The sequence below is a fragment of the Citrobacter werkmanii genome (assembly GCF_008693645.1).
Lineage (GTDB): Bacteria > Pseudomonadota > Gammaproteobacteria > Enterobacterales > Enterobacteriaceae > Citrobacter > Citrobacter werkmanii.
The window spans coordinates 2,116,733-2,137,135 of record NZ_CP044101.1; the positions used below are offsets into that span (position 1 = coordinate 2,116,733).

19 protein-coding genes, 1 tRNA gene and 2 other RNA genes are annotated in these 20,403 nt (G+C 53.7%); 18 read left to right on the plus strand and 4 right to left on the minus strand.

Annotation, left to right across the window (positions count from 1 at the left end):
* Positions 1–325 precede the first annotated feature (325 nt).
* The 6 genes from putP to phoH all read left to right on the plus strand — a co-directional run bounded on the left by putP (position 326) and on the right by phoH (position 7,403).
* On the plus strand, positions 326–1,834 hold the full coding sequence (gene putP / locus FOB24_RS10695; RefSeq protein ID WP_038639556.1) for a sodium/proline symporter PutP: 1,509 nt from the start codon (positions 326–328) through the stop codon (positions 1,832–1,834).
* Between the two features lie 950 nt (positions 1,835–2,784).
* Positions 2,785–3,618: an iron uptake transporter permease EfeU gene (gene efeU / locus FOB24_RS10705; RefSeq protein ID WP_137347912.1), complete on the plus strand. Its 834-nt coding sequence runs from the start codon at positions 2,785–2,787 to the stop codon at positions 3,616–3,618.
* Between the two features lie 58 nt (positions 3,619–3,676).
* A complete protein-coding gene (gene efeO, locus FOB24_RS10710) occupies positions 3,677–4,804 on the plus strand; it encodes an iron uptake system protein EfeO (protein WP_150344889.1) in 1,128 nt (375 codons plus the stop codon).
* A gap of 5 nt (positions 4,805–4,809) precedes the next feature.
* Positions 4,810–6,093, plus strand: a complete 1,284-nt coding sequence (gene efeB / locus FOB24_RS10715; RefSeq protein WP_087856992.1) for an iron uptake transporter deferrochelatase/peroxidase subunit — start codon at positions 4,810–4,812, stop codon at positions 6,091–6,093.
* 246 nt (positions 6,094–6,339) lie between these two features.
* On the plus strand, positions 6,340–6,636 hold the full coding sequence (locus FOB24_RS24280) for a hypothetical protein (RefSeq protein ID WP_170973269.1): 297 nt from the start codon (positions 6,340–6,342) through the stop codon (positions 6,634–6,636).
* Positions 6,615–7,403, plus strand: coding sequence for a phosphate starvation-inducible protein PhoH (gene phoH / locus FOB24_RS10720; protein ID WP_006685183.1), 789 nt, complete (start codon positions 6,615–6,617; stop codon positions 7,401–7,403). The genes FOB24_RS24280 and phoH overlap by 22 nt, the downstream gene beginning before the upstream one ends.
* Positions 7,404–7,453: 50 nt before the next feature.
* On the opposite strand, the gene FOB24_RS10725 is transcribed toward phoH, so the two are convergent.
* Positions 7,454–7,747, minus strand: a complete 294-nt coding sequence (locus tag FOB24_RS10725; RefSeq protein WP_121528864.1) for a YciI family protein — start codon at positions 7,745–7,747, stop codon at positions 7,454–7,456.
* Positions 7,748–8,121: 374 nt separating this feature from the next.
* Here FOB24_RS10725 and ccmA point away from each other — a divergent pair, with 374 nt between their 5' ends.
* The 11 genes from ccmA (at position 8,122) to torA (ending at position 18,617) form a co-directional block, all read left to right on the plus strand.
* Positions 8,122–8,745, plus strand: coding sequence for a cytochrome c biogenesis heme-transporting ATPase CcmA (gene ccmA / locus FOB24_RS10730; RefSeq protein WP_121528865.1), 624 nt, complete (start codon positions 8,122–8,124; stop codon positions 8,743–8,745).
* Positions 8,742–9,401 carry a heme exporter protein CcmB gene (ccmB, locus tag FOB24_RS10735; protein WP_121528866.1) on the plus strand — a complete coding sequence of 220 codons (660 nt, stop codon included), beginning with the start codon at positions 8,742–8,744 and terminating at the stop codon, positions 9,399–9,401. Before ccmA ends, ccmB begins: the two co-directional genes overlap by 4 nt.
* 36 nt (positions 9,402–9,437) lie before the next feature.
* A complete protein-coding gene (locus tag FOB24_RS10740; protein ID WP_087856994.1) occupies positions 9,438–10,184 on the plus strand; it encodes a heme ABC transporter permease in 747 nt (248 codons plus the stop codon).
* Positions 10,181–10,393, plus strand: a complete 213-nt coding sequence (gene ccmD, locus FOB24_RS10745) for a heme exporter protein CcmD (protein WP_085048543.1) — start codon at positions 10,181–10,183, stop codon at positions 10,391–10,393. The genes FOB24_RS10740 and ccmD overlap by 4 nt, the downstream gene beginning before the upstream one ends.
* A complete protein-coding gene (gene ccmE / locus FOB24_RS10750) occupies positions 10,390–10,866 on the plus strand; it encodes a cytochrome c maturation protein CcmE (protein ID WP_042309391.1) in 477 nt (158 codons plus the stop codon). The genes ccmD and ccmE overlap by 4 nt, the downstream gene beginning before the upstream one ends.
* Entirely contained in the window at positions 10,863–12,818 is a 1,956-nt protein-coding gene (locus tag FOB24_RS10755) for a heme lyase CcmF/NrfE family subunit (RefSeq protein ID WP_150344890.1), read from the plus strand. The genes ccmE and FOB24_RS10755 overlap by 4 nt, the downstream gene beginning before the upstream one ends.
* Positions 12,815–13,372 carry a DsbE family thiol:disulfide interchange protein gene (locus tag FOB24_RS10760; RefSeq protein ID WP_038639592.1) on the plus strand — a complete coding sequence of 186 codons (558 nt, stop codon included), beginning with the start codon at positions 12,815–12,817 and terminating at the stop codon, positions 13,370–13,372. The genes FOB24_RS10755 and FOB24_RS10760 overlap by 4 nt, the downstream gene beginning before the upstream one ends.
* A complete protein-coding gene (locus FOB24_RS10765; RefSeq protein WP_077223854.1) occupies positions 13,369–13,836 on the plus strand; it encodes a cytochrome c-type biogenesis protein in 468 nt (155 codons plus the stop codon). The genes FOB24_RS10760 and FOB24_RS10765 overlap by 4 nt, the downstream gene beginning before the upstream one ends.
* Positions 13,833–14,699 (plus strand): c-type cytochrome biogenesis protein CcmI, encoded by an 867-nt coding sequence (ccmI, locus tag FOB24_RS10770; protein WP_150344891.1) that lies wholly within the window; start codon positions 13,833–13,835, stop codon positions 14,697–14,699. The genes FOB24_RS10765 and ccmI overlap by 4 nt, the downstream gene beginning before the upstream one ends.
* Positions 14,700–14,924: 225 nt before the next feature.
* The gene (locus FOB24_RS10775; protein WP_069323301.1) at positions 14,925–16,088 is read left to right on the plus strand and encodes a NapC/NirT family cytochrome c; all 1,164 of its coding nucleotides are present in this window, start codon (positions 14,925–14,927) and stop codon (positions 16,086–16,088) included.
* Between the two features lie 9 nt (positions 16,089–16,097).
* A complete protein-coding gene (gene torA / locus FOB24_RS10780) occupies positions 16,098–18,617 on the plus strand; it encodes a trimethylamine-N-oxide reductase TorA (protein ID WP_087856998.1) in 2,520 nt (839 codons plus the stop codon).
* 148 nt (positions 18,618–18,765) lie between these two features.
* Here torA and FOB24_RS24695 read toward each other — a convergent pair.
* The 3 genes from FOB24_RS24695 to FOB24_RS10790 all read right to left on the minus strand — a co-directional run bounded on the left by FOB24_RS24695 (position 18,766) and on the right by FOB24_RS10790 (position 19,217).
* Positions 18,766–18,903, minus strand: a non-coding RNA gene (locus FOB24_RS24695) — RtT sRNA.
* A 44-nt stretch (positions 18,904–18,947) separates the two neighbouring features.
* Positions 18,948–19,085, minus strand: a non-coding RNA gene (locus tag FOB24_RS24700) — RtT sRNA.
* 44 nt (positions 19,086–19,129) lie between these two features.
* Positions 19,130–19,217: transfer RNA gene (locus FOB24_RS10790), tRNA-Ser, on the minus strand.
* A 235-nt stretch (positions 19,218–19,452) separates the two neighbouring features.
* Between FOB24_RS10790 and ghrA the strand changes: the two genes are divergently transcribed.
* Entirely contained in the window at positions 19,453–20,391 is a 939-nt protein-coding gene (ghrA, locus tag FOB24_RS10795) for a glyoxylate/hydroxypyruvate reductase GhrA (protein ID WP_150344892.1), read from the plus strand.
* Positions 20,392–20,403 lie beyond the last annotated feature (12 nt).

Below are 20,403 nucleotides of genomic sequence, written 5' to 3' on the forward strand. Positions count from 1 at the left end.
GTTTGCAAGCTTGAAAATGAATGAAATGTTAATAAAGTTGGTGTTCGTGACAGGGCGAATAAAAATTACGGAATCTTTTTCTCTGCGGTAGTTAACACTTTTCAAAGGTGCAACCAAGAAAAGTGTGAGAGAGTGCAACCTACAGAAAAATGCTATCTACTCTGGATCAATTTTGATGTAAATGGTGTGTTAAATCGATTGTGAATGACCATCGCTTCCGGCAGGATACGGTCGCCTGGTAAACATAGATATCTTTGCCACGTTCCGGCAGGGTAATAAAACGGCAAGCCACGGCATTGCTGATACATAATTTTGGAGAGTTTTGATGGCTATTAGCACACCGATGTTAGTGACATTCTGTGTCTATATTTTCGGCATGATATTGATAGGGTTTATTGCATGGCGTTCAACCAAAAACTTTGACGATTACATTCTGGGTGGACGCAGTCTGGGTCCATTCGTGACCGCGTTATCCGCTGGCGCATCCGATATGAGTGGCTGGTTGCTGATGGGGCTGCCAGGCGCAATTTTCCTGTCGGGGATTTCAGAAAGCTGGATCGCCATTGGCCTTATTTTGGGCGCATGGATCAACTGGAAGCTGGTGGCCGGACGTTTACGCGTACACACCGAATACAATAACAATGCGCTGACGTTACCGGATTACTTTACCGGTCGCTTTGAAGATAAAAGCCGCATTCTGCGGATTATCTCCGCGCTGGTTATTCTGCTGTTTTTCACCATCTATTGTGCTTCAGGGATTGTGGCAGGGGCGCGTCTGTTTGAAAGCACCTTTGGCATGAGCTACGAAACAGCACTGTGGGCGGGGGCGGCTGCGACGATCATTTATACCTTTATCGGTGGTTTTCTGGCGGTAAGCTGGACTGATACCGTTCAGGCCAGCCTGATGATCTTTGCTCTGATCCTGACACCGGTCATGGTCATTATCGGCGTGGGGGGATTCGATGATTCGCTGGAAGTGATTAAACAAAAGAGCATTGAGAACGTAGACATGTTCAAAGGGCTGAATTTTGTTGCCATCATTTCTCTGATGGGCTGGGGCCTGGGCTACTTTGGCCAGCCGCATATTCTGGCGCGCTTTATGGCGGCAGATTCTCACCATAGTATTGTGCATGCACGTCGTATTAGCATGACCTGGATGATCCTGTGTCTGGGCGGCGCAGTTGCCGTTGGTTTCTTCGGTATCGCTTACTTTAATAACAACCCGTCGCTGGCAGGTGCCGTTAACCAGAACGCTGAGCGTGTGTTTATTGAACTGGCGCAAATCCTGTTCAACCCGTGGATTGCCGGTATTCTGCTGTCTGCGATCCTCGCGGCGGTGATGTCGACCTTAAGTTGCCAACTGCTGGTGTGTTCCAGCGCAATCACCGAAGATTTGTACAAAGCGTTCCTGCGTAAAAATGCCAGCCAGAAAGAGCTGGTGTGGATTGGTCGTATCATGGTGCTGGTTGTGGCCCTGGTGTCCATCGCGCTGGCGGCCAACCCGGAGAACCGTGTGCTGGGTCTGGTAAGCTACGCCTGGGCAGGCTTTGGCGCGGCGTTTGGTCCGGTGGTTCTGTTCTCGGTAATGTGGTCGCGCATGACCCGCAACGGCGCGCTGGCAGGGATGATCATCGGCGCGGTGACGGTAATCGTCTGGAAGCAGTTTGCCTGGCTGGGTCTGTATGAAATCATCCCTGGCTTTATTTTCGGCAGCATCGGTATTGTCGTCTTTAGTCTGTTGGGTAAAGCGCCATCAACCGCAATGCAGCAACGTTTTGCCGAGGCTGACGCGCATTATCACTCCGCGCCGCCGTCTCGTTTACAGGCAGAATAATCTACCTTTGTCCTCAGGCCCGCCGCATGCGCAATACTGTTCGGTTAAGCATGTATGGAGAACGTTTTACCCTGAATTAGTTTCCGTTCACCTTATGTGCATTGCTTCTCTGATATCGCTATACCTGTGAACGTGCAAGGGAGGCTCACCGCCGCCTCCCTTGCATCCCAGGCTCCCGGCGGGAAAATCGTCGCTGCGCGAGCTATTCGTCTTATGCCGTCTGCCTGTCGGGTCGGGGCCGAGCCTGCGTCCCTGCAGGCCGTCCCCTCTGTCCGCATCCCTGCGGACAGACCCGGTCAGCCGTCAACGCCTCATCGATTTTCAGCCGGACCGGGGTCATCGCTTCAACGCTCTGACTTTCAGTAAAATCTTTTTTGCTGTTCAACATATTCAAATAAAAACACAGGATGTCAGGTGTGGCTGGTCCGGCTGAAAATTGCCGACGTGTTTCCGTAAGGCCGGGAGAGCCAGCATGGATGCTGGCTCAGGGCGCGCTTTGCAGGGACGCTACCTCGCGCCCGGCCCGGTCGCCTGGAGGAATAAACGGAGGGGACCGCGGAGCGGCAATTTTCCCGCCGGGAGCCGGGATTGTAAAGGGCGTGGCGGAGAACGCCCTTTACACGTTCACAGGAATCGGTGTTTCAGAGAAACGATGTACATGAGGTGAACGGAATCCTTTCTCTGAAATAGTATGTTCATTACCTTCGCGAATACAGGTTGATGCTTTCTGATATAGAGGCGTTAACTTAATGACATTGACGCATGTGGGGGGCTTTTATTACCTACGCTGCAAGCTCGCTATAACCATTACCTGCCTAACCTTTTACATTCAGTCATCATTCTCAAAACATTCTGCTTGAGTTTTTCTTTTCTGTAATGATAATCACTATCACTGTAATTTACTTTTCTTTGCATCAATTGACTGAGAATAACGTTTAAGGGTTCTTCGCATGTTTGTTCCATTTCTAATTATGTTGCGCGAAGGGTTAGAGGCCGCGCTGATTGTCAGCCTGATTGCCAGCTACCTGAAACGGACTCAGCGTGGCCGTTGGATTGGTGTGATGTGGATTGGTGTGCTGCTGGCGGCGGCGTTATGCCTGGCGTTAGGGATTTTCATCAACGAAACCACCGGGGAATTTCCGCAAAAAGAGCAGGAGCTGTTCGAAGGCATCGTGGCGGTCATTGCTGTGGTGATCCTCACCTGGATGGTGTTCTGGATGCGTAAAGTTTCACGTAACGTCAAAGTCCAGCTTGAACAGGCTGTCGATAACGCGTTGCAGCGCGGCAACCATCACGGCTGGGCGCTGGTGATGATGGTCTTTTTTGCCGTCGCCCGCGAGGGGCTGGAGTCGGTGTTCTTCCTGCTGGCGGCGTTTCAGCAGGATGTCGGCATCTGGCCGCCGCTGGGCGCGATGCTGGGGCTGGCCACCGCGGTGGTACTGGGTTACCTGATTTACCTCGGCGGTATTCGTCTCAATCTCGGGGCATTCTTCAAGTGGACCAGTCTGTTCATTTTGCTGGTGGCCGCCGGACTTGCCGCTGGAGCCATCCGCGCCTTCCACGAAGCCGGGTTATGGAATCATTTTCAGGATGTGGCGTTTGACATCAGCAGCGTACTTTCGACGCACTCGCTGTTTGGCACGTTGATGGAAGGAATCTTCGGCTATCAGGAGGCGCCAAGCGTGAGTGAAGTGGCTGTCTGGTTTATCTACCTGATTCCGGCATTCATTATTTTTGCGCTACCGCCGCGTTCAGGCACTACGGCATCGCGTACCGCACCTTAAAAACAACGCGATGCGGAATACTTTTTAGTTACAACATACTTATTCAAAGGACCAGGTTATGACGTTTCATTTTCGCCGTAGTGCGCTGCAGTTGGGTATTGCCACGCTGTTTGCATCCGTTTTTTCTGCACAAGCCGCCGATATTCCGCAGGTGAAAGTCACGGTTAACGATAAACAGTGTGAGCCGATGACGATCACGGTTAACGCCGGGAAAACGCAGTTCATCATCCAGAACCACAGCCAGAAAGCGCTGGAGTGGGAGATCCTCAAAGGCGTTATGGTGGTTGAAGAGCGCGAAAACATTGCGCCGGGCTTTACCCAGAAAATGACGGCCAACCTGCAGCCTGGCGAATATGATATGACCTGTGGTTTGTTGACCAACCCGAAAGGCAAACTGATTGTAAAAGGAAGCGCTACAGCGGATGCCGCGCACAGTGATGCTCTGTTGAGTCTGGGCGGCGCGATTACCGAGTACAAAGCCTACGTGACGGCAGAAACCGTGCAACTGGTAGCGGGTACTAAAGCCTTCACCGATGCGATTAAAGCCGGCGATGTGGAAAAAGCAAAATCCCTGTATGCGCCAACGCGTCAGCACTACGAGCGTATTGAACCGATTGCCGAACTGTTCTCCGATCTCGATGGCAGTATTGATGCGCGGGAAGATGATTACGAACAAAAAGCCGCTGATCCGAAATTTACCGGCTTCCACCGTCTGGAAAAAGCGCTGTTCGGTGACAATACCACCAAAGGTATGGACAAGTATGCCGACCAGTTAAACCACGATGTCCTTGACCTGCAAACGCGTATTAGCGAGCTGGCCTTCCCACCGTCTAAAGTGGTAGGTGGCGCGGCAGGGCTGATCGAAGAAGTCGCAGCCAGCAAAATCAGTGGGGAAGAAGATCGCTACAGCCATACCGATCTGTGGGATTTCCAGGCCAACGTTGATGGCGCGCAGAAAATTGTCGATCTCCTGCGTCCTCAGTTACAAAAATCCAATGCTGAACTGTTAGCGAAGGTGGATGCGAACTTCAAAAAAGTCGATACCATTCTGAGCAAGTACCGTACCAAAGACGGTTTTGAAACCTATGACAAACTGACCGATGCCGATCGCAATGCGCTGAAAGGGCCAATCACGACGCTGGCGGAAGACTTGTCTCAATTACGCGGTGTTCTGGGTCTGGATTAAGCACTATGCAGCAAGATAATGAAAACGGCGTGAGCGAACCGTCACGCCGACGTTTGTTGAAAGGGATGGGCGCTTTGGGCGGCGCGCTGGCGTTGGCCGGCGGATGCCCGGTTGCCCATGCGCAAAAACCGCAAAGCGCGCCGGGAACGTTGTCTCCTGATGCGCGCAGTGAAGTGCAGCCGTTTTATGGCCAACATCAGGCGGGGATCCTGACGCCGCAGCAGGCATCCATGATGCTGGTGGCGTTCGATGTTCTCGCCAGCGATAAGGCCGATCTTGAACGTCTGTTCCGGTTGCTAACCCGTCGTTTTGCGTTTCTGACTACCGGTGGGCCTGCGCCGGATACGCCGAATCCGCGGTTACCGCCGATGGATTCCGGTATCCTTGGCGCATACATCGCACCAGACAATTTGACGATCACGTTGTCGGTCGGATCCTCGCTGTTTGACGAGCGCTATGGTCTGACACCGCAGATGCCGAAAAAGCTGCAAAAAATGACGCGCTTCCCGAATGATTCTCTGGATGCAGCGCTGTGCCATGGCGATCTGCTGTTGCAGATTTGCGCCAACACACAGGACACCGTCATCCACGCGCTGCGCGATATCATCAAACATACGCCCGATCTGCTCAGCGTTCGCTGGAAACGTGAAGGATTTATTTCCGATCACGCCGCGCGCAGTAAAGGGAAAGAGACTCCGGTCAACTTACTTGGCTTTAAGGACGGTACCGCGAACCCGGACGCTACAGATGCGAAGCTGATGCAAAACGTGGTGTGGGTTACGGACGGGCAGGGCGAACCTGCATGGGCGCAAGGCGGCAGCTATCAGGCCGTGCGGCTCATTCAGTTCCGCGTGGAGTTTTGGGATCGCACGCCGCTGAAAGAACAGCAAACGATTTTTGGTCGCGATAAACACACCGGTGCGCCGCTGGGTATGCAGCATGAGCACGATGTGCCTGACTATGCCAGCGATCCAGAAGGTGAGGTGATTGCGCTCGACAGCCATATCCGTCTGGCAAACCCGCGTACGAAGGAGACCGAGTCCAGCCTGATGATGCGTCGCGGTTATAGTTATTCGCTCGGCGTGACCAATTCCGGTCAACTTGATATGGGACTGTTGTTCGTCTGCTATCAGCACGATCTGGAAAAAGGTTTTCTGACAGTGCAGAAACGCCTGAACGGTGAAGCGCTTGAGGAGTATGTCAAACCAATTGGTGGCGGTTACTTCTTTGCGTTGCCGGGTGTCAAAACCGCAGATCATTATCTCGGACAGAGTCTGCTCGAAGCTTGATATCTATGCCCCGCAGCGCGGCGGGGCTTTTACTGACATCTTCATGAATGAACGAATTATTTTTTATGATCGGTCTGTGAATGAAATAATTTTGTCATCTTTCTGCAAGAGACTGTCTGTAGCGACAAGTCAAAATCAAGTTAATGGCAAGTAAAAATATTGTTGCATTAGCGAAAGATTATGATGTACTTATAAGTAACAGCGGTAGTTCCCGGCGGTGATAGTTGTTCACTATGGAGATCGCGAATGGAAAAGTCCTGTACTGGACACGTTTTTCACAGTAACAGCAGTACCTTACGCGGACGTTTCTCTTCCGGTAGCCACTTCGTCACCGCTAAATCTCTCCCCCTTTCACTTTTTATCCTTGTAACTGACGCCCTGTACGGTGCGCGTAGCCGTGGGTGGCGTCTTATCCAAAAGCAAGCAATGGCTTACAAGGAAGCCAACCCTCAGATGTTCGTGCGCATAATCGTGCCGCTAACGGCGCGTGTGATGTATACCTACAACTCAAGGTGCTATCCATGGGAAGACAAAAAGCAGTGATCAAAGCTCGTCGCGAAGCAAAACGGGTGCTGAGGCGGGACTCGCGTAGCCATAAGCAACGTGAAGATGAATCGGTCACCTCGCTTGTGCAGATGGGCGGCGTAGAAGCGATCGGAATGGCGCGTGATAGTCGCGATGCCACGCCAATCACGGCGCGAAATGAGGCTCAGGCGCACTACCTGAATGCTATCGAGAGTAAACAGCTGATCTTCGCCACCGGTGAAGCCGGGTGTGGTAAAACCTGGATCAGCGCGGCAAAAGCAGCAGAGGCGCTGATCCACAAAGATGTGGACAGGATTATTGTAACCCGTCCGGTTCTGCAAGCTGATGAAGATCTAGGCTTCTTACCTGGAGATGTTTCCGAGAAGTTCGCTCCCTATTTCCGCCCGGTGTATGACGTGCTGGTGAAACGTCTGGGAGCCTCCTTTATGCAATATTGCCTGCGACCTGAGATTGGTAAGGTGGAAATCGCGCCGTTCGCCTATATGCGTGGACGAACATTTGAAAATGCCGTGGTCATTCTTGACGAGGCTCAGAATGTTACTGCTGCGCAAATGAAGATGTTTTTGACTCGCCTCGGGGAAAATGTGACGGTGATTGTGAATGGGGATGTAACCCAGTGCGATCTACCCGCCCACGTTCGCTCAGGGCTAAGCGATGCGCTGGCCCGTTTCGAAGAAGATGAAATGGTTGGGATCGTTCGTTTCAATAAAGATGATTGCGTTCGCTCGGCGCTCTGTCAGCGAACGCTCAACGCTTACAACTGATGAGTACGCCGTCTTCAAGGCCCGGGAAACCGGGCTTTGTTTTTGCGGTATTACAGAATATCTTTTAAGGCGGCAGTCGTCATGGTCGCTTCAAATGGGATCAACTCAACTTTCGCGACGCCAGCCTGCTGGAAGGGATCCTGACTCAGATAGTGTTCTAATTTCTCATCGTCATCACATTTTGCCAATATCACACCACCGGAACGTGGAATTTTGCGGCCTGATGCCAGGAATAAACCTTCCGCATAGCCTTTTTGCAGCCAATCCACGTGGGCAGGAAGTAGGCTATCAACGTCATTCAACGGTTTTATATAGGTTAAAACAACAACATAAATAACACTCATTTTATTGTCCCTGCTTTTTGAAAGTGTATTAACGTAGCATACAACCAGGGAGAGAAAAGATTAATATCAGCACTGTCCTTCCTAAGTTTTAATATTAAAAATGCATATGCAGCATTTATGTCTGTTAATTGTACACTTGTAGGGTGCGGGTGGGTTGGCATGGTTGATGACTGGCGAAAAAATGGCGGCTATCGCTTAATTGGCGAGTTATTATTAATAATCATGAAACATTCGTGATGAGATAAATATTACGATAATGTTCCAGATCATGAGCGTTTTATATTTTTTAACATATTTGGCAAACTGAAACGCATACTTTCGCTATACTGTAGATCCTTGAATACGCTGCGCTCCCGAACTGGATCCGCCTTCTAATGCTTGAATTAAAAAATATTGCGTGCCTGCGGGATGAACGTCTGCTCTTTTGCCGCCTATCATGTTCTATTCAACCCGGCGAAGTTGTCCAAATATCGGGGCCTAATGGGGCAGGAAAAACCTCTTTATTACAGCTACTAACCGGATTATCAACGCCGAGCGAAGGGCAGATTTTGTGGCAGGGAAAACCGCTGCATCGGATGCGTGACGACTGGCATCGTCAACTGTTGTGGCTTGGCCATCAGGTTGGCGTAAAAGGGGGGCTGACGGCGGAGGAAAATTTGCGTTTTTATCACCCGCAGGCGTCGCTTGAGACGCGCTGGCAAGCGCTGGAGCAGGTCGGACTGGTCGGTTTTGAAGATGTGGCTGTGGCTCAGCTTTCTGCCGGGCAGCAGCGGCGCGTAGCGCTGGCCAGGCTGTGGCTCAGCCGCGCAATGTTCTGGATTTTAGATGAACCTTTTACTGCGCTGGACGTGGCTGGCGTGCAAAAACTGACCACACGACTGGAGCAGCATGTCGTCCATGGCGGCGCAGTTATTCTGACAACCCATCAACCTTTACGGCCTCTCTGCGTCCCGTTGCGCACGATTACGCTCAATGAGTATGAGGCGGCTATGGCATGATCACGCAGATTTTCTGGCGCGACCTGCGTCTTGCCTTTCGTAACTGTGCCGAAATTATCAACCCGCTGTGGTTTTTCATGATTATCGTCACGCTGTTTCCACTCAGTATTGGCCCGGAGCCGCAGTTGCTGCGGCAAATTGCCCCCGGCATCGTCTGGGTAGCAGCGCTACTCTCCTCGCTGCTGGCAATGGATCGGCTGTTTCGTGATGACTGGCTGGACGGTTCGTTGCAGCAGATGATGCTAATGCCAGTCCCGCTTTCGCTGGTGGTGCTGGCGAAAGTCGCCGCGCACTGGGTGGTTTCCGGGCTACCGCTGTTAATCATTTCGCCGCTTATCGCCACGCTGTTCGGCCTCTCCGTTGCGGAGTGGCAAGTGCTGGCGCTTACGCTATTGTTGGGTACGCCCACGCTCAGTTTTATTGGCGCGATTGGCGTCGGGCTGACCGTCGGATTGCGGCGCGGCGGCGTATTGCTCAGCCTGCTGGTGCTGCCGCTGATGATCCCTTTATTAATTTTTGCAACCGCCGCCGTGGGCGCGGCGCAGATGCTGCTGCCGGTTGACGGCTATCTGGCGATTCTCGGGGCCTTCCTGGCAGGAAGCGCCACCTTAAGTCCGTTCGCCACTGCGGCAGCGTTACGAATCAGCGTGCAATAACTTCCGTCATCTCCGGGAATATGAGGCAAAGAAAAAATGTGGAAAGCGTTACACCAACTCGCCATTCCAGAGCGGTTGTATAAGGTCTGCGGGCGATTTATTCCGGCAATGGCACTCCTGAGCGCGCTGTTTCTGGTGGTGGGCTGCATCTGGGGCTTTGTCTACGCCCCAGCGGATTATCAGCAGGGCGAAAGCTATCGCATCATGTATCTGCATGTGCCCGCGGCTATCTGGTCGATGGGGATTTATGGCTCGATGGCGGTGACCGCCTTTGTGGGCCTGATTTGGCAAATGAAAATGGCGGACAACGCGGTGATTGCGATGGCGCTTCCCGGCGCTGTCTATACCTTCATCGCGCTGGTCACCGGTTCGGCCTGGGGCAAACCAATGTGGGGAACCTGGTGGGTGTGGGATGCGCGTCTGACCTCCGAGCTGGTGCTGCTGTTCTTATATGTCGGCGTGATTGGCTTGTATCACGCCTTTGACGACCGCCGCCTGGCCGGGCGCGCCGCCGGGATCCTCGTTCTGGTCGGGGTAGTCAATTTGCCGATTATTCATTTTTCCGTTGAATGGTGGAACACCCTGCATCAGGGGTCGACCAATATGCAGAAAACCATCGATCCATCTATGCGTATGCCGTTGCGTTTAACGATTTTCGGCTTCTTATTCCTTTTTATTACTCTGACATTAATGCGTATGCGTAATTTGATTCTGCTGCAGGAACGTCGTCGCCCATGGGTGGCGCAGCTGGTTTCCGGGCGCAAGAGCGAGGTTAATCCATGACCAGCGCTTTCCACTCCTGGAGTGATTTCTGGCAGATGGGCGGCTACGCCTTTTATGTCTGGCTGGCGGTTGCCGTGACGGCGCTCTCGCTGCTGGTTGTGGTCTGGCATGCCTGCTGGCAGCGCAGGGCGCTGCTGGCTGACGTACAGCGTCAAATGGCGCGCGAGCGCCGGATGCAGGCGGCGCGTAAAAAAGGAGAGGCGTTGTGAATCCGCGGCGTAAGGTACGACTCTGGCTTGCCTGTAGCGTGTTGGGAGGACTGGCGCTGACGGTCGGACTGGTGATGTATGCGCTCAGCGCCAATATCGATCTCTTCTATACGCCGGGGGAAATCATTTACGGCAAGCGGGAAAATGGCCAGAAGCCGGAACCGGGACAGCGCCTGCGCATTGGCGGCATGGTGATGCCCGGCAGCGTGAAGCGTGACGATAAAACGCTGGACGTGACCTTTAAGCTCTACGATGCGCGCGGCGTGGTAGAGGTGAGCTATACGGGGATCCTGCCAGCGCTGTTCAGAGAAGGGCAGGGAGTGGTGGCACAAGGAACACTGCAAGACGGTACCCATATTCGCGCCAAAGAGGTGCTGGCGAAACATGATGAAAACTATACCCCTCCGGAGATTAAAGAGGCGATGGATGAAAATCATCACCCTGCCGGGAATCAACAAGGAGCCGCGCAATGATCCCTGAAATTGGGCATTTTCTGCTGTGCCTGGCGCTGGGTATTTCCTGCCTGCTCGGGCTGTATCCGACCTGGGGCGCGATGCGCCAGGATACGCGGATGATGGCGCTGGCGAAACCGCTGTCGTTCGCCATGTTTGCGGCGATCCTCGGGTCATTCCTGATACTGGTTTATGCTTTTGTGGTGAATGATTTCACCGTTCAGTATGTCGCCAGCAACTCGAATACGCTGCTGCCAGTATGGTATCGCGTGGCGGCTACCTGGGGGGCGCACGAAGGGTCGCTGCTGCTGTGGGTGCTACTGATGAGCGGCTGGACCTTTGCCGTGGCGGCGCTGAGCCGCAACATTCCCCTGGAAGCATCTTCCCGCGTGCTGGCGGTGATGGGGATGATCTCCTTCTGCTTCCTGGTGTTCATCCTGCTGACCTCGAACCCGTTTGTTCGCACGCTGCCGGACTTTCCGATCGAAGGCCGCGATCTGAATCCGATGCTGCAGGATATTGGACTGATTTTTCATCCACCGATGCTGTACATGGGGTACGTGGGTTTTTCCGTCGCCTTTGCTTTTGCCATCGCCTCGTTAATGACCGGACGTCTGGACAGCGCCTGGGCGCGCTGGTCGCGTCCGTGGACGCTGGCGGCGTGGAGCTTCCTGACGGTGGGCATCGTGTTGGGTTCTGCCTGGGCATACTACGAGCTGGGCTGGGGCGGTTGGTGGTTCTGGGATCCGGTCGAAAACGCCTCGCTGATGCCGTGGCTGGCTGGCACGGCGCTGATTCACTCACTGTCAGTAACGGAGAAGCGGGGTAGCTTCAAGTCCTGGACCGTGCTGCTGGCAATCCTCGCCTTCTCGCTCTGCCTGCTCGGCACCTTCCTGGTGCGTTCCGGGGTGCTCATCTCTGTACACTCATTCGCCTCCGATCCGACGCGCGGCCTGTTTATTTTGGCGCTGCTGGTGATCACCATCGGCGGTTCGCTGCTGCTATTTGCCATTAAAGGCGGGAAGGTGCGCTCTCGGGTACGCCATGAGCTGTGGTCGCGTGAGTCTCTGCTGCTGGGTAATAACGTTCTGCTGATCGCTGCGATGCTGGTGGTGCTGTTGGGTACATTACTGCCGCTGATTCATAAATTATTGGGGCTGGGTAGTATCTCAATTGGTGAACCATTCTTTAATTCGCTGTTTATCGTGCTGATGATTCCCTTCTCGCTACTGTTGGGGATTGGGCCGCTGGTGCGCTGGCGGCGCGATGAATTGCATAAGCTGCGTAAGCGGCTGCTGGTTGCGGCGCTGGTGTCGATTGTGCTGGCCGTGGTGCTGCCGTGGCTGATGCAGGACCGTATTAAGGCGATGACCGTGCTTGGCCTGCTGATGTCGCTGTGGGCGTTGGTTCTGACAGTGATGGAGGTAGTGGAACGCGCTACCGATCGCCATACCTTCTGGCGCGGGCTAACTCGCCTGGGGCGCAGCCACTGGGGGATGGTGGCTGGGCATGTCGGGCTGGTGGTGACGGTGATTGGCATCGCCTTTAGCCAGAACTATAGCATTGAGCGCGATGTGCGTATGAAGCCGGGCGATAGCGTCGATATTCATCAATATCACTTTGTCTTCCGCGACGTTCAGGACATTACAGGTCCGAACTATTTTGGCGGTGAAGCGGTGATTGACGTCTCGCAGGACGGGCGGCATATCAGCACGCTGCGGGCAGAAAAACGCGTCTACAGCAGCAGCCGGATGGAGATGACCGAAGCCGCCATCGACGGCGGGTTGGTGCGCGATCTGTATGCCGCGCTGGGTGAAGAACTGGATGACGGCAGTTGGGCGGTGCGCCTGTACTACAAACCGTTTGTTCGCTGGATCTGGTTTGGCGGAATGTTAATGGCGCTTGGTGGCGTAATGTGCATTCTGGACCCGCGCTACCGCTTACGTAAATCGCTGCCGGAGAACGCACAATGAACCGCAAAGTCCTTTATCTGCCGCTGGTTATCTTTCTGGTTCTGGTGGCGGCGCTGATGTGGCAACTGCTGCGCAATAGCGACGGCGATGACCCGACGGCGCTGGAGTCGGCGCTGGTTGGCAAACCGCTCCCCGCGTTTCATCTGGCGTCGCTGGAGAAGCCTGACATGATGCTGGACGCGTCCAGTATTATCAATGGTAAGCCGGTGCTGCTTAACGTCTGGGCGACCTGGTGTCCAACTTGCCGCGCGGAGCACCAATACCTGCGTTCCCTCGCGGCGCAGGGTATTCGCATCGTGGGCATTAACTATAAAGACGATCGCCAGAAGGCGCTGGACTGGCTGCAGGAGCTGGGTAATCCGTACGCGCAGGGGGTGTTTGATGGTGACGGTATGCTGGGATTGGATCTCGGTGTCTACGGTGCGCCGGAAACCTTCCTTATCGACGGCAAAGGCATTATTCGCTACCGCCATGCAGGCGATCTGAACGAACAGGTATGGCAGCAGGAAATCCTGCCGTTGTGGAATAAATACAGTCGGGAGGGCAGCGCGTGAGATTTTTGCTAATGACGTTGCTGACGGCGCTGCTATCGTTTCAGGCGCTGGCGGCGATTGACACTTATCCGTTTAAAAATGAGGCTCAGGAGCAACAGTTCCGCCAACTGACCGCGCAACTGCGCTGCCCGAAATGCCAAAACAACAGTATTGCCGACTCCAATTCGATGATTGCCGCCGATATGCGTAAAAAAGTCTGGCAACTGATGGAGGAGGGGCAAAGCAATCAGCAAATTACCGATTATATGGTGGCGCGCTACGGTAACTTCGTCACCTATGAGCCGCCGGTAACGTTGGCGACGCTGATCCTCTGGCTGCTGCCCGCCTGTTTTGTACTGGGCGGCGCGCTGGTTATTTTCCGTTTAAGCCGTCGCCCGCGGGCAGCGCGGGAAACGGAACTTAGTCCGCATGAGCAGGCGCGTTTGCAAGCGCTTCTCGATGAAAACAAAAGGACCCTGAAATGATCGTCGCTTTTCTTATCATGATGATTTTACTGCTGGGGACGGCGGCACTGCTGTTTATTCCCTGGTCAGGCAGACAGCGCGTTGATCGTAATACGATGAATCATATGATTTTTCGTGCGCGTCTTCAGGAGCTTGATGAAGACATTTCTCCGGTAAATGCGGCTCAGCAACAGCAGTTGGTTGAAGATTTACGCTTGAATTTATTGGAAGATTTGCCTGAGTCGCCAAAAACGGATAACAAAAATAGTAGCTATTGGGTGTATATTCTCGGGGTTATTATACTAACCTCTTTATGCGTAGGGGTATTCGTCCGAACGAGTTACGTCCCCCGTGTAATTGAGTGGCAGCAGGTCGTGCAGCAAACGCCGCAACTGATGCAGCGCGTGATGGATCCCCAGGGGAAACCGCTGTCGGAAGAAGAGCTGTTTCGCCTGGCGCTGGGGCTACGTACTCGTCTGCAGCAATATCCGGCAGACCAGCTAAGCTGGACGATGCTCGGTAGGCTACAACTGGTGCTGAATAACCCCGGGGCTGCGTTACAGGCGTTTGATAAAGCGCGACAGTTGGCGCCGGGAAATGCGGATGCGCAACTGGGCTATACCGAAGCATTGCTGCACTCTACGGATCCGAATGATAGCCGTGAAGCCCAGCAGTTGCTTGATACGTTGCTTAAAAATAACCATAACGATGTACGGGTACTCAGCCTTGTGGCGTTTAACGCCTTTGAGCATCAACAATATGATAAAGCGATAGCAGCATGGCAACTGATGCTGAAACTGTTACCGCCGGACGATAGCCAACGAGAGATCATTATTCGTAGTATCGACCGCGCGAAAAAAGAACAAATCGCTACACTGAAATAATCAAAATATATCAACATTTGCGCGAAGGTTTGTTCGATTTGCAATGTGATACCACGCTGAAATTATCGGCTAATCAACCTCTGATGATTAGCCCGCAGAATCAAACTTCCATAAGCATTGTTGGAGTAGAAGATGACGGTAATCGCTATAAATATTTTTATATAGCGATTGTCATGTGGCAAGGACTATTGCGTCTTTATTTTAGGAAAAGGGTTAAATAATAAGATGAGAAAACTTTCACTGGAACGTTCAGGTAGGCGAAAAATTATATTTATCGCCCTGCTGGTTGGGATCATTATTGGTGTCGTGCTGCTGGCGGGTACGGCAACTATCATGCATAAAACCAGCGACACTGAATTCTGCGTGTCGTGTCATACCATGCAACAACCTCTGGCGGAATATCAGGGCAGTGTGCATTTCCAGAACAATAAAGGTATTCGCGCCGAGTGTGCCGATTGCCACGTTCCCCACCAACCGATCGATTATATGCTGACCAAAATTGGCGCCCTGAAAGATGTCTGGGGTGAAATGACCGGCAAAATCGATACCCCAGAAAAATACGAGGCGCATAAGCTCGCGATGGCCCAGAGCGTCTGGGATGGGTTGAAGAAGAACGACTCGGCAACCTGTCGTTCCTGCCACGACTACAAAGCGATGGATATACTGGCGCAAACGCCTGAAGCCCGTAAGCAGCACCCGGTGGCGATCAAAGAGGGCCAAACCTGTATCGATTGTCATAAAGGCGTCGCGCACATTCTACCGAACATGAGTGGCCTGGCGGCAGCAGGGGCGAGCGAACTGGCGAATGCGGCAGCGAAAACGCCGGCAACGGCGACCACGTTGTACACCATTCAAACCCAACCGTTCTGGCTTAGTGAGAAAACAACCGATCATAACGACGGTAACCTGATGGCTTCCACCGAAGTGCAGGTAGTGAAACGTGACGGTGATATGGTACTGGCTGACGTCAAAGGTTGGCAGCAGGATGGCGTCACCGAGGCGTTCTACGCCGCGCGTGGTAAACGCATCATGAGCGCCCTGCTGGGTGAGGAAGCGCGTAAAGCGTTGAAAGTGAACAGCACGGTAACCGATGAAGAGACGAAACAGGTCTGGCATGAAGTCGATCTGCAGGTCTGGCTGCCGGCGAAAAGTCTGATTGGCGATCAACAAAAAATCTGGAGTTACGCCTCCGAACTCATGGCTAACAACTGTACCGGTTGCCACGGTCTTACCGAGTTGAATCGCTTTAACGCCAACCAGTGGATTGGGGTGGTTAAAGGCATGTCCGGTCGTACGTCGCTGACGCAGGAACAGGTTCGTCTTCTGACCCAGTACGTACAAAAACACGCGAGCGACATGCCCGCAGCAGCCGATCAGGACAAAAAATAAGGAGCCATGATGAAAAAGAATAATGACCATGACATGGCGCAGCAGAGCCAGGAAGCAGGTATGAATCTGACTCGTCGCCGTTTTCTGGCTGGTGCCGGAGCTTTAATGGCGGCGCCGCTGCTGGCGGGAATGTGGCCACGCTCGGCGCTGGCCGAAGCGATAAGCCAGGCGCTGCCGCAGTTTGTAGCGTTACGCCAAGCGGAAAGCGGCATTCTGACCGGTGCCCACTGGGGCGCGTTTGAAGCGATTGTCCGCGATGGCAAAATGGTTGACGTTCGTCCGGTGAAAGACGATCCGTATCCGAACGAACTGATTACCATGGCACCTTATCAGGTGTATGCCGAAAACCGCATCAAGTACCCGATGGTGCGTAAAAGCTGGCTGGAAGGCGGCGCGAAAGACTGTAAACCAGAGCTGCGTGGCCGCGATGAGTGGGTGCGCGTGAGCTGGGATAAGGCGCTGCATCTGGTGGCCGGTGAAATCAGCCGTCTGCAGAAAGAGCACGGACCGTCCTCTATCTATGCGGGCTCTTATGGCTGGAAAAGCGTGGGGATGTTCCACAACCCAAGAACGCTACTGCAGCGCATGATGAACCTGGCAGGCGGTTTTGTCGGCTACTCCGGCGACTACTCGACCGGTGCCGCACAGGTAATTATGCCGCATGTAGTGGGCTCTGTTGAGGTTTACGAGCAGCAGACCGCATGGCCGAACGTCATTGAAAACACCGAGCTGGTGGTGATGATTGGCTGTAACCCTATGATCACGCTTAAAAACAGCTGGAACCTGCCGGATCACGTCAGCCAGACTGGTTTTGAAGCGCTGAAGAAAAAAGGCACCCGGATGATCTGTATCGATCCGGTGCACAGCGACAGCGCCCGCATGCTGGGTGCCGAGTGGATTGGCCCGCACAGCTATACCGACTGCGCGCTGATGGCGGGGATTGCCCATACGCTGTTGGTGGAAAAACTGCATAACGCTGACTTCCTGAAAACCTATACCGTCGGCTTCGATAAGTTTGAAGCGTATCTGACCGGTCAGGACGACGGTATTGTGAAAGACGCCAATTGGGCGGCGGACATCAGCGGTGTTGACGCCGAGGTGATCAAACAGCTGGCGCGCGATATGGCAAAACACCGCACCATGATCATGGGCGGCTGGGGCATTCAGCGCCAACATCACGGCGAGCAGGCGCACTGGATGATGGTGACCCTTGCGTCGATGCTGGGGCAGATTGGTCTGCCTGGCGGCGGCTTCGGCTTTAGCTATCACTACTCTTCAGGCGGTAGTCCGACCGCGCGCGGCGGCATTCTCGCCGGGATCTCGGCGGGTAGCCCAACCTCTCCGGCGGCAAAAGACATTACACCGTTCCCGGTAGCGCGTATTGCCGATGCGCTGGCGAACCCTGGCAAGACCATTGATTATAACGGCACGAAAGTGACCTACCCGGATATTAAAATGGTCTACGTGGCGGGGGGGAATACCTTCCACCAGCATCAGGATACCAATAACCTGGTCAAAGCCTGGCAGAACCCGGAGACCGTGGTCGTCAACGAACCTTACTGGACGGCAACGGCGAAACATGCCGATATCGTGCTGCCGGTTACCACGACCTATGAACGTAACGATTTGGACATGGGCGGCGACTACTCGCAGCTCTACGTCTTCCCGCTACGTCAGTGTGTGCCGCCGCAGCATGAAGCGAAAAATGACTTTGATGTCTTTGCCGGTATTGCCGAGATCCTCGGCGTACACGACGCCTTTACCGAAGGTAAAGATGAGATGTTATGGTTAAAAGGCATGTATGACGACATGAAAGCCCAGGCGCGTAACGCACGCGTGGCGCTGCCGCCGTTTGATATGTTCTGGGCGTCCAACAACTATATCCGCTTCCCGATTCCGGAAGAGAATAAACAGTGGGTACGCTTTGCTGATTTCCGCGAGAACCCGCTGCTTAATCCACTGGGTACCCCGTCCGGCAAAATCGAAATCTATTCTGATGCCATTGCCAAAATGGGCTACGAGGACTGTAAAGCGATCCCGACCTGGATGCCGCCTCACGAGTGGTATCGCGGGCCGGAAGCAGCGAAATACCCGCTGTCGCTGAATACCGGTCACCCGATTAACCGTCTACACTCTCAGCTCGACAACACGCCGCTACGTAAGAAGTATGCAGTAGCCGACCGTGAGGCTATCTGGATCCATCCGAAGGATGCCAGCGCACGTGGCATTAGTGCGGGCGATCTGGTTCGTGCCTTTAACGATCGCGGGCAGATCCTGGTTGGGGCAGTGATTACCGATAACGTCCGTGAAGGGGTGGTGCGGATCAGCGAAGGAGCGTGGTTTGACCCGGCCGATCCGTCACAGCCTGGTTCGCTGTGTAAGAACGGTAACGTCAACTGCCTGACCTTTGACGTCGGTTCCTCCAGCCTGGCGCAGGGGAACTGCGGGCAGATGTCACAGTTGCAGATCGAGAAATATACCGGACCGGTGCTGCAAAATACCGCGCATAATGTGCCAGTAGGCGCATAATCGACAGCCGGTTATAACGAACGGCCCCTCTTGCCAGTGGTGAGAGGGGCCGTTTCTTTTAATTCTCACTATGCCAGCAGTCGAACCCCACGGGCGTGCAATATGCGAAAAAAAAGCCCGTACTTGCGTACGAGCTCTTCTTAAAATATGGCGGTGAGGGGGGGATTGACTCGCTTTGCTCGCCCCTTCGGGGCAGCCCGTTCGCGATGCTCCCGGTCTGTCCAGCTGGCTGCGCCAGCAGTCGAACCCGGTCGGGGCTTTTCATCCCCCCGCAGGCGTGCAATATGCGAAAAAAAAGCCCGTACTTGCGTACGAGCTCTTCTTAAAATATGGCGGTGAGGGGGGGATTGACTCGCTTTGCTCGCCCCTTCGGGGCAGCCCGTTCGCGATGCTCCCGGTCTGTCCAGCTGGCTGCGCCAGCAGTCGAACCCGGTCGGGGCTTTTCATCCCCCCGCAGGCGTGCAATATGCGAAAAAAAAGCCCGTACTTGCGTACGAGCTCTTCTTAAAATATGGCGGTGAGGGGGGGATTCGAACCCCCGATACGTTGCCGTATACACACTTTCCAGGCGTGCTCCTTCAGCCACTCGGACACCTCACCATATTGTTGTTCCTGCGCTACCGGAACGGGCGCTAATTTAGGGAAATACCGTCCCGGCGTCAATCAACTTTTTGAAAAAAACGTGCATTTACACAAACTTCAAACAATCTGGAGCTTAAATAAGCGGGAATTGTTTTTTTTGCCAGCATCCTAAAATTTGCTACTCTGAGGATCCCTCGAAAAATGATGATAATAAGTGCGAGAAAGTTCCGCATGGCAATGCTCAGGAGACAAAATGGATATAATTTTTTATCACCCAACATTCGAAACAACCTGGTGGATTAATGCGCTGGCAAAAGCAATACCAGGCGCGAACGTCCGTGAGTGGAAAGCGGGTGATAATGCGCATGCTGACTATGCGCTGGTTTGGCATCCGCCGGTTGAAATGCTCGCGGGACGAAAATTAAAAGCCGTATTTGCGCTGGGTGCTGGCGTCGATTCCATTCTCAGTAAGCTAAACGCTCACCCGGAAATGTTGGATACCTCGATCCCGCTTTTCCGTCTGGAAGATACGGGTATGGGCCTGCAAATGCAGGAATATGCGGTAAGTCAGGTGTTGCACTGGTTTCGTCGCTTTGATGATTACCAGGCGTTAAAAAATCAGGCGAAATGGCAACCATTGCCAGAGTATACCCGCGATGAGTTCACCATCGGGATCATGGGGGCCGGGGTCCTGGGTGCGAAAGTTGCCGAGAGTTTGCAGTCATGGGGGTTCCCACTGCGCTGCTGGAGTCGTACGCGTAAATCCTGGCCTGGCGTGGAAAGCTTTGCCGGTACCGAAGAGCTGGGTGCGTTTTTGAGTCAAACTCGCGTGCTTATCAATCTTCTACCCAATACGGCAGAAACCGTGGGCATCATTAACGCTGGTTTACTTAGCCAGTTACAAGATGGCGCTTATGTGCTGAACCTGGCGCGTGGCGTTCATCTCAATGAAGACGATCTTCTGGCATCGCTGGACAGCGGCAAGGTGAAAGGCGCCATGCTGGATGTCTATAGCCGTGAACCGCTGCCGGAAACCAGCCCGCTATGGAAACATCCGCGAGTGGCGATGACACCGCACATCGCCGCTGTTACCCGTCCGCCGGAAGCGGTGGATTATATCTCCCGTACGATTTTGAGTCTGGAAAGTGGCAAAGCCGTTACGGGTCAGGTCGATCGCGTACGGGGATACTAATGCCAACCCGGC